Below are 16,888 nucleotides of genomic sequence, written 5' to 3'. Positions count from 1 at the left end.
TTCTAAGTTCAATCCGGTTTTGAAAAAGAAGATCTGTTGTCGATTACAGAAGTCACAAGAGAATATATTTAAAGGAGTTATCCAGCAGGATGAACGCTTTGATTTCACGCTTTGTAATCCTCCATTTCATGCCTCATTATCAGAGGCGACAGCAGGTTCAAAACGCAAAGTACGTAATCTTAGCAAAGCTTCAGGCAAGGAAGCGCCGGAAAAGCTAGAGCTTAATTTCGCAGGGCAGGGCGCTGAACTTTGGTGCAAGGGTGGCGAGATCGCTTTTGTCAGAAAGATGATTAAAGAAAGTGCTGAATTTGCGGAAAACTGTTTGTGGTTTACTTGCCTGATTTCCAAAAAAGATAATCTGCCAGCTGTTTATCAAGCGTTGAAAGGTGTTAAAGCTAAAACGGTAAAAACCATCGATATGGCTCAGGGGCAGAAAATAAGCCGTTTTGTCGCCTGGAGCTTTTATAATGCTGAACAACGTCAGCAGTGGGCTGATGAGTTCTGGAAGTAAGATGTAGGGCTATGGATAGCTTTTCTATTTTGATAAAAAAGGCGCTCATCTGAGCGCCATTTTTTATTCACTAGGGTGGTAATTAGTGAGCATCTGCCACTACGCCCGCTTCAACTTTAGCTGCCAGACCGATATCTTTAGCATGCTGTTCAAAACCTTTGTTCTTCCAGAAGAATGCACCAGGCATCGTAGTTGGAATTACCAGAACATAGAACAGTGCACGACCAATCAGCAGAGCTGCTGTAGTCAGCACTGCAGCCAGAGACCAGAACAGTGTAGCAGTCAGGCCACCTGTTGCCAGCGCGGCAATAGACAGAACAACGGCTGTAATCATCATTGCATTACGTGCCAGGTAAGTTTTACCAAACGTAGTGCTCTGAATGTAGTGAGCAGCAGCACCTTCGCCAGACTCTGTGTTCAGGTAGCGTGCGTGAGCAACCAATCCCAGACCTTCTGCAGTCAGGCCGATCGCTGTCATGATTGCCAGAATTGACAGTAGAGTGCTGTCGCTACCTGCCAGGAAGAACACACCCAGGAATACGCTACCCAGAGAGAACATGGTTCCGTAGAAGGAGGTCAGTACCTGCCAGTGGTTCCAGAATGGGCGCGCTTTTACGCGGTAGATGCAGTGCATAAAGTACAAGCCTACGATGCCGGATACACATGCGAACAGGCCGCTTAGCGTTGCCAGCAGTGATACAAAACCACTCTCCAACATCATGTTCACTGCTGTCAGGAAAGTGTAACCACACAGTCCAGCAAAGAACATTGCAATACCCAGCGCTTCACGGGAAAGTGGGGAGTGTTTCAGGTTGTTGAAACCGCGGTAGAAACGCAGAGGTTTACCTAAGTGCAGAGTGGACAGAACCAGTACACCCGCCTGAATAGCGATCATTACAATTAGTGCAAAGATAGGTGTCAGGCCTTCACTCAGTGGTGCCAGAACTTCAATACCAAACAGGCTGCTCAGGAACATAGTCATAAATGCGCCGATCACTGCCTGAGTTGCTAGCGTAAAGATCACCAGTGGATTCTCACGTGAGCTTAGACGCTTAAGGTTAAAGAACTGCTCTTTACCCTCTTTTTCATCCACAACAGAAACGAAATTACCGTCATCTTCTTTGTGATATTTGATCGGCATGGAATCCGTACGTGTCATCTCGTTCGGCATAGAACGAGTTTGCTGGAAACGGATGTTCGGGTTCGTGATGCTTGGATCAGGGAAACCTGGGATCTGAGCTTCGATCTGATCGCGGTTTTCCGGCATCTCTTCGATTACGCCGAAGTTCAGTGCGTTACCCAGGCATGCAGAAACACAGGCTGGTTTCAGGCCTTCTTCAAGACGGTCAACACACATATTACATTTGGATACGCGGCCCTGGATCGGGTCCAGCTGTGGTGCGTTATATGGGCAAACCCATGTGCAGTAACCACAACCGAAGCAGGTTTCCGGATCTTGTAGAACGGCGCCATATTCCACGTGCTTAGTATAAGCGCGGGTAGGGCAGCCTTTCAGACATACCGGATCATCACAGTGGTTACACGCCATGGAGATGTTCATACGCTGGTATGCAGGATAGCTACCACCTTCAACATAACCTACTGAGCGGAAACTGATATGTGCCGGATTGTCGTTCTTTTCACTACATGCCGCTTCACAGGCGTGACAACCGATACAGTTATCAGCTGTAAAGTGGAAACCATGCTGCTTGTTACGGTTTGGGTTGCAACCCACAGCAGGGTTCTCATTGATATACATGGAACGGTTTTTAGGTAACTTGTTCTCTGTAAGATCAATCAGGTCAATTTTACGGCCGTAGCGGTTTTCCTCTTTCGGATCACAGATCGGCAGTTTTGCGTAAGAACGTTCGTCATTACGCTCTTCAAAAATTTTACGTTCGTGAGTAGGTTTAGCCGCTGGCTGATCACCCATCGCATCTAGTCGGTCACGAACCGATTTCAGTAAAGCCATCATAATTCAGTCCTCCCGATTAAAATTCACGACGTTCAACGTTAAGGCGAGCAGCTTCTTCCTGATCTACATGCTCGATCCGGATTGCGCTCTGCTTAAAGGCTGGCTGGCGTGAATGTGGATCAAGCAGACCCAGTGACAGTCGGTTAATACAGTCATGGAAATGGAACGGGATAAACACCATGTTGTAAGGCAGACGATGTGTAGTCTGAACCATTACGATTGCATCACCACGGCGGGATACCAGGCGTACATAACTCTGGTGCTTGATACCCAATTCGCGAGCTGCATCAGGGTTCATCTCCATGTATACGGTAGGGCTGAACTTGTTCAGGTTACCCATCTTGCCGGTACGGGTACGGGTGTGGAAATGCTCTACCACTCGACCACTGTTCAGCCAGAACGGGTAGTCTTCACAAGGACGTTCATTGTTATCGATAAATGGCAGAGGGATCAGGTTAGCAGTGCCATCTGGAGTCTGAAACTTGCCGTCTGTATACAGACGAGGATCACCTTTCTCAGTGTGCTTGCCTTCACGCATTGGCCACTGAATACCACACTGCTCTTCAATCAAGTCGTAGGACATGCCGGAGATCTCCAACGTACGGCCTTCACCTACAGAGAGCTCTTTCATCTCTTCAAATACTTCTTCCGGTGTTTCCGGGAAGTTGATCTTCTGACCGTTTTCAAAGCGCTTGGATAGTTCACGGAAGATCCAGAAATCCGGTTTTGATTCACCTTTAGGTTTTACTACCGGGCGTACCAGATTGACGCGGCGCTCTGTATTGGTGAAGCAACCCTCTTTCTCTGCCCATACACCTGCAGGCAGATAAAGGTGTGCGTACTGAGTTGTTTCCACATCTTGATAAGCATCCTGCACCACCAGGAAGTCCAGTTTCTCAAGTGTTTTACGGATACGTGCTGTATTCGGCATGGAGGTCATCGGGTTGGTCGCGATCAGCCACAGGCCTTTGATCTGACCGGTTTCGATGGCAGGGAATATATCGGTTTGCGCAAGTCCACGTTTTTTCGGGAAGAACTCTTCATCAATACCCCAGAAATCAGCGATCTCTTTACGGTGTTCTGGTTTTTCCAGCATACGGTAACCCGGCAGGCCGGAGCAGGATGACCACTCACGTGTACCCATGGCGTTACACTGACCGGTGATGGAAAGGCTGGTACCACCTGGTTTACCGATATTACCGGTGATCAAAGCCAGGTTATTGATACCTACAACACCATCGGAGCCGTGGGTACTCTGGTTGATACCCATGGTCCAGATAGACATCGCTGCGCCAGCTTTTGCGTAAAGACGGGCAACGTTGCGGATCGTATCTTCATCGATACCACAGATCTTGGAGGCAGTTACCGGGTCATAGTCTTTTACGCAGGCTTCCAGCTCTTCAATGCCGTTGGTGTGGGCATTAATATAGTCGCGATCTTCCAGGCCTTCTTTCAGAATTACGTGCATCAGCGCGTTCTGTAGCACTACATCGGTACCTGGGGTGATCGGAAGATGGATATCAGCAAACTGAGCAATCATGGTTACACGAGGGTCAACCACAATCAGCGGGAATTTCCGCTTTTCCATTGCCTCTTTAAGGCGCCAGTAGATAACCGGGTGCTGCTCAGGCAGGTTTGAACCCCATGCGATCAGGCAGTCAGTGTGCTCAAAATCTTCATAACAGCCAGGAGGGCCATCGGAACCGAAAGAACGTTTATAACCGGATACAGCAGATGCCATACACAGGGTAGTGTTACCGTCGTAGTTGTTGGTGCCTATACAGCCACGGGCTAGCTTACCCAGTGAGTAGAACTCTTCAGTTAGAATCTGACCTGTAGAAACGATAGCGAAAGAATCCCGGCCGTGTTTATCCTGGATCTCTTTGATCTTCTCTGCCATGGTATCCAGCGCAGTATCCCAGCTGGTTTCCTGATATGGCTCGTAGTATTTGTCGCGAAGGAGAGGTTTATCTCCACGTCCGCTGGCTTCGAATAACTCGTGCTCAAAGATACCTTTGATACAGAGTTTACCGCGGTTTACATCAGCCTTAGCGTTACCGCGTGATGCAACAGCTTTGCCTTCTTCGTTAACACCTACCTGAATAGAACAGCCGGTGGAGCAGTAGCCACAAGTGGTATATTTCCACTCTTTGACCTCTTTATCTGCAATATGAATCGGCTTACGATCCGCTCGTCCAAATAACATTTGATACCCTCACAACAAATCAGATTTGCTATCTCGCGGTGCGCCAGAAGATTGGGTGCTCCATATCGGTGCTCTACAAACCCGATATAGACACTCACTTCTGAATCAGCACACCGTTGTGCAAATGACAGAAAAGTTATGAGCTGTATCGCTAATCCTGAAACTTGGCTTTAAGATCAATTGGTTAGCGTATTTTATTATGCTCTGTCATATTTTTTGCGATCATCAGAAAAGATTTTCTGACGCACCATAAAATATTACTGTCTGTTATTAATGCAAATGATGGGCCAGTACTTTAGAAAAAACTGTTTTTTGCAATGCCACTAGCATTAATGGGTCAGCCGGTCTAAAAGGAATAGATAACATCAACGGAGATGAAAATGTTTAAGCTCGCAGATCTATTAAAAGCCGCTCTGCTATCAGCGGTATTTGTTGTTCCTGTTTTTGCTGAGAACCATCATGCTAAATCCCCAAAATTCCGCACAGCTGATATCAGCGATAACATAACTATGTTACGGGGCAAGGGCGGTAATATCGCTGTCCTTAGCGGAAAACAGGGGATTCTGATGGTAGATAGTGACTATCAGGATATGAGCCCCGCGCTACAAAAAGCTCTGCAGCAGTTTGGTGGTGAAGACCGACTGACTTACATGATAAATACCCATTGGCATGGCGACCATAGTCAGGGCAATCTTCATTTTGGTCATAAAGCGCAAATTGTCGCTCATGATAATGTACGCGAGCGCCTACTGACTTCTCAGGAAGTGAAACTCTTTAAAATGGTGACTGAGCCTTATCCAGAGCATGCCCTTCCGTCTATCACCTATAAGCAGGAAATGACGTTACATATAAATGGTGAAGAGGTGGGTGTGGTCCACTTCCCGGGTGGACATACTGATGGTGACTCGGTGGTTTTCTTCAAAAAAGCCAATGTGGTTCATATGGGAGATCTGTATTTCAATGGTTTCTTTCCGTTTGTAGATATTCAGAATGGCGGCAGTGTGAAGAAGATGGCAGATAATGTTTCAGCTGTTATAGAAATGATTGATGAGAAAACCATTGTGATCCCAGGGCATGGTCCGGTTTCAAATAAAGCTGAATTAAGCGAGTTCAGGGATATGCTAAGGGGGACTTCTGCCGAAGTGATAGCGATGCGTGATAAAGGCATGAATCTTGGTCAAATGCAGGTTGAAGGGCTCTCTTCAGATTGGATAGATTGGACCGATGGATTCCTGTCCGAACAGGTCTGGATTGGTATTTTGAATAGCAGCCTTGAGGCAGATAAGTAAATGGCTGCCCCTTGGGCTAGACGTCAGGCGAAAGCCTGACGTCCCAATGCAAAAGCTTTCTGATTAAGTTCAACAACCTCAGGGCCTTTACGGCTGAAGCGTTGCAGCAAGTTCTCCTCCAGTGTTTCAGCTGGAAACGGCAAATGATCAGAGATGGCTCCCAACATAATGCTGTTGATTAAACGGCGGTCGCCCAGTTCAATTGCTGCATTACCTGCATCAAACTGCTGTGCGTTTTCCACCTTTTCGCTCAGCTGAGCAAATGGATCATCCGGGTAATCGAACAGGCCAATTGAGACGACTGGTGGTAGCTGTGCATAGCTGTTAACCATAATCGATCCTTCTGGACGAAGGTGGCTGCTCCAGCGAAGGGCTTCAGCAGGCTCAAAAGCTAGGACCAAATCCGCTTCACCGGGTGCGATAGAGGGTGATAGCACCTTAGGGCCAAAGCGTACGTGCGAGGTTACAACCCCACCACGTTGTGCCATCCCGGCAACTTCAGTTTTCTTCACATCGTAGCCCAGTGAAAGTGCTGTAGTTGCAAGAATATCAGCGGCTGTCATCACCCCTTGCCCGCCAATACCGCAGACCAGAATGTTAGTTACTGTATTGTTCTCACTGTTATTCACATCAGTAGCGTTCATTTCAGTTCCACCGTTTGAACATTCTGGTTAGTGTTAAAAGCCGGGATGATCGCATCGGGTGCGCAGGGTTTAGTACACAGGGTACAACCGGTGCAAGCTGCTGTGTCTATATCAACAAAGGCCAGCTCTTTCTCTTTACCATTGGGTTTTATTACGGTTTCACGGCGGGAAACGGTAATTGCTGGGCAGCCAACATCGAGACAGTTTGCACAGCCAGTACACTTGTCATCATCCACTTTTAGCGGAGGTAGCTTGCTGTAACGTTCTGTTAGCACGCATGGCTGGTTGGTGATAATCACCGAAGGTTCTTTGATCTTTACTTCCTGCCTCAGTGCTTTGAATAGCACAGGCATCTCGTAAGGGTTCACCTCGTGGATACGTTCGGGCTTTACCCCTAAGGCTTCACAAAGTTTGCGGAAGTCGACCTGGCTGGTTTGCTCACCTTGCAAGTTGATACCGGAAGAGGGAGCATTCTGGCCGCCGGTCATACCCACAGCCCGGTTATCTAACAGTAGGATAGTGACATTACCCTTGTTATAGGTGATATCCAGCAGCCCTTGCATACCCATATGCAGGAAGGTTGAATCGCCGATTACGGCGAGTACATTCTTGTTCTCATCCGATTCTGCGCGTCCCTTATCCAGACCTTGGGCAACACTTAGGCTCGCTCCCATACTGATGCAGGTATCCAATGCATTCCAAGGATGGCCGGCCCCTAATGTATAACAGCCGATGTCACCGGAGATAATCGTGTTTTTGATATGGGATAAGCAGTAATAGATACCAAGGTGAGGGCAGGCAACGCACATAGTTGGCGGGCGAGGGAATAGTTCCTGTGCAGGGATAATATTGGTGTAAGTGCTTTCGTCCCCTTTTAGAGCCTGAATGGCGGGTTTAATTACCGGAGGAGATAGCTCACCAATTTTCGGTACGACATCCTTACCGTAGACAGCCACATTCGCTGCTTTTAACTCTGTTTCCAGTAGTGGTTCTACTTCTTCAATAACAACCAGCTTTTCGACGGTTGTGGAGAAATCACGGATCTTTTCAATTGGAGCTGGATGGCTGAAGCCGAGTTTTAGTACGGGTGCATCAGGAAAGGATTCCTTCACGTGGTAATAGGCTGCACCTGAGGTAACAAACCCAACACTGTGATCAGTTCCAGTTTCTACAATATTCAGATCTGATTGCTCGCTGTACTTCTTCAACTCAGTATCGCGTGCCATCATTTTAGGGATACGGTGTTTGGCATTACCCGGCACCATAACCAGACGAGAAGGATCTTTGACGAACCCAGTCGCTGTATGCTTTTCCGCATCACTGTTGATGACTACACCTTTCACATGACAGATACGTGTTGTGAGGCGAACAATTACTGGTACTTCATACTGTTCTGAGATGGAAAACGCGGCTTTGGTGAAGTCGTAAGCTTCCTGAGCATCACTAGGTTCCAGTACCGGAAGGTGCGCAAAGCGGCCCCAGTAGCGAGAGTCTTGTTCATTTTGTGAGGAGGATAGGCCTACATCATCAGCAACAACGATAACCAACCCACCGACGGCTCCGATCAGGGTTTGGGTCATAAAGGCATCAGAGGCGACATTCATTCCTACATGCTTCATAGCGCATAGGGCGCGACTCCCTGCCAGTGAAGCACCTATGGTGACTTCCATGGAGACTTTTTCGTTGATTGACCATTCTGAGTAAATTTCAGGAAACTCAGAGATGTATTCCAGAATCTCAGTGGAGGGTGTGCCGGGGTAGGCGGCAGCAACTTTAACATTGGCATCTCTGGCAGCCTGGGCTACAGCCATATTGCCGGAGATAAACTGGCGTGGATATGGGGCGCTTACTTCTGCAGTGCTCAAAATGATTCCTCACTTCACAGTTAGATATATAAAACGTGATATATAAATTGTGAAAAAATTATTATTTTTGAATCACTTTATTCTATAGCTGCGTTTTCAGTAGAACCCCGACATAGATCAATTTCTAGACAGTTATTGAGAGGTTGAGAATCTGCGATATAAAGATAAATTCTAAACCTCAGGGCTGAGATTTGTTTGTTCGACTGGGAATAGTGCTCGTGCTTAGCTGATGAATTATCTGTGATGGCACTAGAATTCGTACAAGTTCATTATCCAAGCGTGCGATTACATCACTTTATCTGTAGAGGAGTGTAGTTCCGAAGGATGTCATTTGTAGAGCTTGTTAAAGGTTATTTTTCTTTATCTTCATTTAAAGATTTATTGTGTATCTGGTTGAGAATAACCAGTGTTTTATCCAGCTGTTCTTCAATGCGTTCCAGTTTTATTTCCAGATTTTCTATACGTTGAAGGTTACGTTCCTCTTTTTCTGTCAGCTCGCGCTCATCCTGTTCGATGAAGAACACAGAGAAGCTTGCTGTCAGCATGGAAAACATGGCGATACCCATCAGAATCAAAACTGAACCAAATAAGCGACCCTCTGTCGTTTGAGGTACCAGATCTCCATAACCTACAGTGGTCACAGTTACCCAAGCCCACCATAGTCCATCCATAGGGGTTTCAAATGCCGGATCAATACCCGATATCAATAGCCCTGAAACAATCAGGATGACAAAGCAGACGAAGAGGGTGATACCCAAATTGTGTTTGGAAAGAAGATCACGGGTATCTTTGGAGACTCGAAAGAAAATACCTACAGTGAGTGCAAGGCGCATGGTCCTTAAGATACCGGCATAGAAGGTGTCTACACCCCAAAGGACCGGGAGACCTGCAAGAACAATCAGAGGGCTCATCCAGTTCTGACGCAGATAGCGGATGCGATCATCCACCAGAAAAGACATAATGGTCAGTTCGGTCAGAAAAACCAGCCAGATCAGCCAGTCAGAGGCGAAAGTAATATAACTCGTGGTGAGTCCTTTGGATTCCAGGTACCAATCGATCAGAATCCAAATGGCTGCCAAAACCATTGGGGCTTCGAGTCGCTTGCCCCAAAGTTTCGCTTTTTCGTTCTCGTTGGCATCTACACCACCTAAGCCAACCATGCGCATAAGTGCCGTATGTCGTGTGTATTCCATTCCAGCTACTTCCTTAGGTCACACCTGATAGCTTAACCGTTCATCACCCGGATGCATATCCAGTTTATCGCGTTGACGTCTGTTGCGGATCTTTTCTATTGCCTCAATCAATAGATCTCCCTGCCATAGGTGAGCGTTATCACTGTATAGATGTTGCTCAAGGTCCAGCACCAGAAAGTTTAGTGTCTGGTTGTTGGCATACTCGCAGACCTCTTCAAGTGTGCCCATTGTGTAATCATTCCAAAAGCTTTGTGCCCACTCAACCAGACGGAGCTGAGCAATCTCAGGGTTATTCTGGTTGCAAGCCATGGTCAGCGCCTTGAAAGTATTGCGTTCAGCAACATCAGAAGCCTGGCGTTGAATTTCTTGTTCCCTTTCTAAGATTTCATTCTCATCTGGCTCAGAAGGCTGCAGCTGACGGAGTTTGTTGACGGCATAGATACTGGCTGTAGTAGCTACCACTGCAATCAGCGTAAGTAGCCAAATAAGGAGCTCCTGATTACCATGCTCATCACTGTTTGTTGTCTTTTCTGGAGCCGTTTCGGGAACAGTCGCCAGACTGCTTAATGTCGCGTTGATCACGCGCTCTGGTATTGTTGCGTTCTGGGTTGTTTCTTGGCGGGTATTCCACCAGGGTAGGGTAATGGCCGGTAAGGTTATTTCGCCACTGACCAGAGGTGTAATAAGTAACTCTTCCATCCGTTGGCTGATAATCCCTTTTTCGGTCATCTGCTCTTCGAGAACAACATTAATCAGCTTTATATCAGCCTTTGCATTATTCAAATCGGCCAGTCGAGGCAAATTTGAAGCAGGAAAGCCCATCGCTTCAAGCGTAATAATTCTGCGGATGGTTTCATCCTGACTCGCAGTGATGGAGGAGGCGAGGTTATCTTCTATATAGATTGATTCCGCGGGCAACCAGATATCAGGGTTACTGGTTTTCGCTTTAGGTAATACGTTTAGCAGAAATAAAGAACTGTTAAGTTCCAGAATCTCGCCACCAGGCATCGTTGCCGTAAAAAAGACCGGTTCAACTTCCAACGTACCTTCTGCTCTTGGGAAAATAGTGTAGCTGTATTCAGTAGTGAAATAGTTTTGGCCCTGAACTTGTGTTCTGTACTCTTTGCGTTGTTCCAGTGGTTTAACCAGCGCATTTATTGCGGTGATTTCTGAAAGTTGTGAGTCCAAAGGCAAAGGGGCCAGGTGGAAAATTTTGGCTCTAAGAATCGCCTGACTATTGACGTAGAGTTCGTCTTTATCAAACTCAACTTCTAGGAAGATTGGGCGTAACCCGCTTTCCTCAGGGGTTGGATTTTGTGCAGCAGGTAGTACGTTTAATATGAGTTCCTGGCTCAGCTCTTCACCCAACTGGAGAGGAGGGATTTGGATATTTCCCTCATTTAATGCTCTCAGGCGTAACTCCCAACTGGTACGCGTCTCCACTGATCCGGTACTGTGTTTGGAGATAGTTACCTTTTTTGTGCCTAGTACTCGGAAATTTTCATGTAGAGGGCTAAGGTCAGGTCTTCGATCTACTTTGCGATCACTTTCTAATACTAACGTGATTTTTTGGCCTTGATAGAAGGTGTATTTGTCTACTTGAGCCGTGACAGCTGCCTGTGTATATGCAGGCAATAGCAATAGAAGGAACAACAGCAAAAGGTATAACTGTCTGAATGGGTGAATCAGCAACACAAGTACCTACTATCCGGATAGCTAGAAAAATAAAGCTACACTCTCAACCCGACTTTTTGAATGAGCGCTTTCATTATGAGTAAAGCGGGTAGGCATATCAATCATTCCCAGAGGTGAAAAACAGTTTTTTACTTCCCTCTTTGTGCTGGGAAAAGGCTTAGTCAAAAAGAATAACCTGTGTGCCTGATTTTATTATCTATACTGTTGATTACACGGGATTATTAAGGATTGGTCATGGTTCACTACAGTCTGGATGAAAAAGAAAACATTCTGACGGCCTTAAGTCAGGAAATAACAACCAAACTATCCGAAAAGCGTGCAGCTGAACTGACTAATTTTGCCTCAGTTTACTACGCTTCAGCATCGGTAGCGGATCTCATGGAGTGGAAGCTGGAGGATCTGTATGGGTCAACGTTGGCCTGTTGGCAGTTTATTCAGCAACGCAAACGTGACCAACCAAAATTGCGAGTCTTCAATCCTGATTATGAACAGCATGGCTGGCAGTCTACTCACACCATCATTGAAGTGCTACAGGAAGATATGCCGTTTGTTGTTGATTCACTCCGCATGGAGCTCAATCAACGCAACCTGACCATCCATGCGATTCACAACGCTGTTGTAAATATGAAGCGTGATGAAAAGGGTAACCTGATTGCGGTATACAGCAAAGACAGCAGAGCTCAGAACACCCATAGGGAATCTTTGGTTTCTGTCGAAGTGGATCGCCATACCGATGAGAATGACCTCAACAATCTTCGTCAGAGTCTGATTAATGTCCTTGATGATGTGCATATGGTTGTTGAAGATTTCCAGCCGATGCTTGAGCGTTGTGACGAGATTGCAGCAACCTTCGCAAAGCCCATTACAGGGTTGGCGAAAGGTGATGTAACGGAAGTGCATGATTTCATCGACTGGTTGAAAAACCATTTCACCTTCCTTGGTTATGATGAGTTTAAACTGGTAAACAAGAAGGGGAAGCAGACGTTAGAAGCCGTGCCCGGTAGCCAGTTGGGTCTGTTGAAATTCTGTGATGAACATTGCCGCTCGGCACTGGTTAACGAGAGTGATCGTGATGCAGAAGGATTTGTGCTAATTCCGGATATTCTCTCCTTTACCAAATCCAACCGTAAGTCTCAGGTTCACCGTCCTACTTATCCCGACTACATTAGTATCAAGAAGTACAGTAAGCAGGGGAAACTGATCGGGGAGTGTCGTTTTCTGGGTTTGTACACTTCCAGCGTTTATATCCAGAGTTCCCGCCAGATTCCAGTGGTGCGGCGTAAAGTAGATGCGGTGATGGAGCTTTCCGGCCTGCATCGTTATGGTCATGACTGGAAGGAGTTATTGCAGATTCTGGAGATCCATCCGCGCGATGATCTGTTCCAGGTTAATGCTGATGAGCTTTACGATACTGTGATCGGTATTTTGCAGATCCATGAGCGACGTCAGATTCGGCTCTTTGTGCGCCGGGATTATTTTGGTCAGTTCTACTCCTGCTTGGTTTATTCCCCGCGCGATATATACAGTACTGACTTCCGGCATAAAGTGCAGGCACGGTTATGTGAGCAATTAGGTTGTGATCAGGCTGAGTTCACCACCTACTTCTCTGAATCTATTCTGACACGCACTCAGTTTATCCTTCGTGGTGAAAATATCGTCGATAGTTTTGATCCGGCAAAACTGGAGAGACTGGTTCGAGAGGCTGCGCGAAGCTGGTGTGATGACCTTCGTGATGCATTAGTTGAGACGTTGGGTGAGGAGGCTGGAACCACTGTTTACAATCAGTATGGGGATGGTTTTCCTGCCAGTTATTGTTCTGACTTTACATCGAGAACAGCCGTTGTTGATCTGCAGCATATAGAGAAGTTGTCAGACTCAAATCCACTGCAACTAAGCTTTTATCAGGCATTGGAGAGAGATCAGGATAATCTTAATTTCAAACTGTTCAGCTTAGGCAATTCACTCCCTCTGTCTGATGTCATTCCGGTTCTGGAAAACCTTGGATTGAGGGTTATCGATGAACATCCCTATCGGATCGAAAGTAAGAAACAAACTATCTGGATTCATGACTTTAATTTGCATTATACCGGCTGTGGCGAGGTTTCTTTGGCTTCGCTGAGGCGGGTATTTGAAGATGCATTCCTCAACATTTGGCAGGGCGGAGCTGCCAGCGATGAATTTAACCGTTTGGTTCTGGGAGGGCAGCTAGGTTGGCGTGAGGTCGCGATGTTGCGATCTTATGCTGCTTATATGAAGCAGATCCGTTTCCCGATCAGTCAGGAGGCGATTAGTGCAACACTGAACACTTATGTAGGCATTGCTTCTAAGTTAGTGCAGCTTTTTCAGGCTCGGTTCGAGCCGGGTAATGAGCACGATCAGGCTACTGTTGAGGCGGATATCATCACAGGTCTGGATGATGTTTCTGGCCTCAATGATGATCGAGTCATTCGCCAGTACCTGACACTGATTAACGCAACTCTGCGAACTAACTTCTATCAGAAGTTAGATGACAGCCCCAAAGGTTACTTCTCTTTCAAACTGTCGCCTGAACAGATCCCGGATATACCGCTACCGAAGCCTAAATTTGAGATCTTTGTATTCTCACCTCGAGTAGAGGGTGTGCATCTACGTGGCGGTAAAGTTGCCCGTGGCGGACTGCGCTGGTCAGACCGTATGGAAGATTACCGTACCGAGGTACTGGGGTTAGTAAAAGCCCAACAGGTGAAAAATGCGGTGATTGTTCCGGTGGGGGCGAAAGGTGGTTTTGTTGCTAAACAGTTGAACGATTCAATGGGTCGGGAGCAGTGGTTGGAAGAAGGTATTACCTGCTATAAAACCTTTATCAGTGGTTTGCTGGATGTGACTGATAATTTGGTTGAAGGGAATGTCGTTCCTCCGGAGTCAGTGGTCCGTCATGATGAGGATGATACCTATCTGGTAGTTGCAGCGGATAAAGGTACCGCTACTTTCTCCGATATCGCCAACGAAATTGCTGAGAGTTACGGTTTCTGGCTCGGAGATGCTTTTGCTTCCGGTGGTAGCCAGGGTTATGACCACAAGAAAATGGGTATCACAGCACGGGGCGCCTGGGTTTCTGTCGAGCGTCATTTCCGTGAGATGGGATTAAATACGGACAAAGATGATTTTACCGTTGTTGGCATCGGCGATATGTCTGGCGATGTGTTTGGCAATGGCATGTTGCTGTCTAAACATATCTGTCTGCAAGCCGCATTTAATCACCTCCACATCTTTATTGATCCTAAGCCTGATCCAGCAAAAAGCTGGAAAGAACGTCAACGCCTATTCGAACTGCCCCGATCCTCTTGGACCGATTACAGCGCCAAATTAATTTCGAAAGGTGGTGGGATATTTGAGCGTAGTGCTAAATCGATAACCCTAACGCCAGAAATCAAAAAACTGACGGGTTTAACTAAGGATGCAGTACCGCCGAATGAACTTATCAGCGCCCTGTTGAAAGCACCGATTGATCTGATATGGAATGGCGGGATCGGTACTTATGTTAAGGCCAGTGATGAAACTCATGGAGATGTAGGCGATAAGGCCAACGATGGACTTCGTGTAAACGGCGATGAACTGAACTGTAAAGTTGTAGGTGAAGGCGGCAATCTGGGCATGACTCAGAAAGCGCGTATGGAGTTTGCGCTAAATGGCGGCCGAATGAACACCGACTTTATTGATAATGCAGGTGGAGTTGATTGTTCTGACCATGAGGTGAATATAAAAATCCTACTAAACCAGATTGTTGATAACGGGGATATGACGGGCAAGCAACGTAACCAATTGCTTGAGAAAATGACTGATGATGTATCTGAGTTGGTCCTGAAAAATAACTACCGTCAGGTGCAATCTATCTCTTTGGCGGAGTCTCGATCTCTCGAAAGCATGTCGGAGTATCAGCGTTATATCATCAATATGGAGAATGCAGGGAAGCTTGATCGGCATCTGGAGTTTTTACCCGAAGACGATGTGCTTAATGAACGTAAAAACAATAACAAAGGCCTTTCACGTCCAGAGCTGTCAGTGCTTATCTCATACAGCAAAGCGGAACTGAAAGAGGCTTTGAGTCTGTCTTCAGTACCTGATGACCCTTATCTGTCACGGGAGCTGTTTACCGCGTTTCCACAAAACCTTGTGCAGGATTTCCCAGAACAGCTTGAACAGCATCGACTAAACCGAGAGATCATTGGTACTCAGATCGCCAACAATATGATCAATATGATGGGGATTAATTTTGTTGATCGACTGCGCATCTCAACTGGGGCTGATGAAGCATCTATTGCCCGGGCCTATATTCTGGCAAGGGATGTGTTTGGAGTTGAGGACCTTTGGCATCAGATTGAGCAACAGGACCATAAAGTCAGCTCAGAAATTCAGGTTGATATGATGTTGGAGTTGCAACACCTGATGCGTAGGACAACCCGCTGGTTTGTGCGTAACCGCCGCTCAGAACTGGACTGTGCGCTTGAAGTAGAGCGCTTTACTAAGGAACTGGGTAAGATCGCTGGCAAACAAGAAACGTTACTTTGTGGTGAACCTAAGGAGCTTTGGAATGTGGCTTCTGCTCAATACAAAGAAGCGGGTGTGCCAGCTAAGTTGGCGAAGCTGATAGCTGGAGCTCGGAGTCTCTATGCGTCCCTGGGTATTATTGAGGTGGCCCAGGAATCTAATGTTCCAACCGATAAAGTTGCCCAGGTTTACTTCGGATTGGGGGAACAGCTGGAACTGGATTGGTTATCCCAACAGCTTAACCGCTTGAGTGTAGAGAATTATTGGCAGGCCCTGGCCCGTGAAGCGTTCCGAGATGATCTTGATTGGCAACAGCGGGCTCTGGTTTCTAATGCTATTCAGGGGCGGGTCAAAGGCTGTTCTGTGCAAGATGTCGTAGATAAGTGGATGAAGGAAAATGCCTGGTTGGTAGAGCGCTGGTTAAATGTTCTCGGTGAGTTAAAAAGTGCCGAAAAGCATGAGTATGCGATGTATACTGTTGCTCTAAGAGAGCTTTTTGATCTGGCTAAAACCAGCCAGTTTTCAACCTAAGCGTTTAATTTCAGTAAGACCATAAATTTTAGCAAGACATCGTATGCGAACCATTGTTGTAAGCCTGAGCATCAGTACTGAGGAGTACATGAAGATGTATCAGGGGGTGGCACAGTATGTGTACACCCGTTCTGTGGATGGCAGGAGTGTTCAGTTTCCTGCCAAAATCCTACAACCCTTTCTACTTAAAAGTGGCATAAAAGGAATGTTCAGAATCACTTTTAATGATCAGGGCAAATATCAGGGGATAGAAAAGGTTTCCTGAGCTGGGTGCATCATGCAGTCTTAATCTGCTCTTACTGTTATTCTCTCTTTGCCTCGCCTATAATCGTGCAAATTTTCTCCATCGGGAACCACTATGTTGTATTCACTGACACGATCACTGATGTTTCAGCTTGATCCTGAACTGTCTCATAACGTATCGCTGCACTCTATGAACCTTGCTGCGTCGT

At 46.6% G+C, this 16,888-nt stretch carries 10 protein-coding genes; 4 read left to right on the top strand and 6 right to left on the bottom strand.

Annotation, left to right across the window (positions count from 1 at the left end; all coding sequences use genetic code 11):
• Positions 1-511, top strand: a 511-nt coding sequence (locus tag GY843_RS11675; protein ID WP_297309769.1) for an RlmF-related methyltransferase, incomplete at its 5' end; no start/stop codon positions are given.
• Positions 512-593: 82 nt separating this feature from the next.
• On the opposite strand, the gene GY843_RS11670 is transcribed toward GY843_RS11675, so the two are convergent.
• The gene (locus GY843_RS11670; RefSeq protein ID WP_297309767.1) at positions 594-2,486 is read right to left on the bottom strand and encodes a DmsC/YnfH family molybdoenzyme membrane anchor subunit; all 1,893 of its coding nucleotides are present in this window, start codon (positions 2,484-2,486) and stop codon (positions 594-596) included.
• 16 nt (positions 2,487-2,502) lie between these two features.
• Positions 2,503-4,692 (bottom strand): molybdopterin oxidoreductase family protein, encoded by a 2,190-nt coding sequence (locus tag GY843_RS11665; RefSeq protein WP_297309765.1) that lies wholly within the window; start codon positions 4,690-4,692, stop codon positions 2,503-2,505.
• Between the two features lie 380 nt (positions 4,693-5,072).
• Between GY843_RS11665 and GY843_RS11660 the strand changes: the two genes are divergently transcribed.
• Positions 5,073-5,981, top strand: a complete 909-nt coding sequence (locus tag GY843_RS11660; protein WP_297309763.1) for an MBL fold metallo-hydrolase — start codon at positions 5,073-5,075, stop codon at positions 5,979-5,981.
• Between the two features lie 23 nt (positions 5,982-6,004).
• Here GY843_RS11660 and GY843_RS11655 read toward each other — a convergent pair whose 3' ends face one another.
• The 4 genes from GY843_RS11655 to GY843_RS11640 form a co-directional block, all read right to left on the bottom strand.
• Complete coding sequence (locus GY843_RS11655) at positions 6,005-6,625, bottom strand: indolepyruvate oxidoreductase subunit beta (RefSeq protein WP_297309760.1); 621 nt, start codon at positions 6,623-6,625, stop codon at positions 6,005-6,007.
• Positions 6,622-8,490 carry a thiamine pyrophosphate-dependent enzyme gene (locus GY843_RS11650; protein WP_297309758.1) on the bottom strand — a complete coding sequence of 623 codons (1,869 nt, stop codon included), beginning with the start codon at positions 8,488-8,490 and terminating at the stop codon, positions 6,622-6,624. Before GY843_RS11650 ends, GY843_RS11655 begins: the two co-directional genes overlap by 4 nt.
• A 350-nt stretch (positions 8,491-8,840) precedes the next feature.
• Entirely contained in the window at positions 8,841-9,683 is an 843-nt protein-coding gene (locus tag GY843_RS11645) for an ion channel (protein WP_297309756.1), read from the bottom strand.
• Between the two features lie 18 nt (positions 9,684-9,701).
• Positions 9,702-11,378 (bottom strand): BatD family protein, encoded by a 1,677-nt coding sequence (locus GY843_RS11640; RefSeq protein WP_297309754.1) that lies wholly within the window; start codon positions 11,376-11,378, stop codon positions 9,702-9,704.
• A gap of 234 nt (positions 11,379-11,612) precedes the next feature.
• Between GY843_RS11640 and GY843_RS11635 the strand changes: the two genes are divergently transcribed.
• On the top strand, positions 11,613-16,436 hold the full coding sequence (locus tag GY843_RS11635) for an NAD-glutamate dehydrogenase (protein WP_297309751.1): 4,824 nt from the start codon (positions 11,613-11,615) through the stop codon (positions 16,434-16,436).
• Positions 16,437-16,479: 43 nt separating this feature from the next.
• Positions 16,480-16,701 carry a DUF2835 domain-containing protein gene (locus GY843_RS11630; RefSeq protein ID WP_297309749.1) on the top strand — a complete coding sequence of 74 codons (222 nt, stop codon included), beginning with the start codon at positions 16,480-16,482 and terminating at the stop codon, positions 16,699-16,701.
• The last annotated feature ends 187 nt before the right edge of the window (positions 16,702-16,888 follow it).

The organism is Neptuniibacter sp. (assembly GCF_024231755.1).
GTDB lineage: Bacteria > Pseudomonadota > Gammaproteobacteria > Pseudomonadales > Balneatricaceae > Neptuniibacter.
This window is presented reverse-complemented; position numbering and strand designations above follow the sequence as displayed.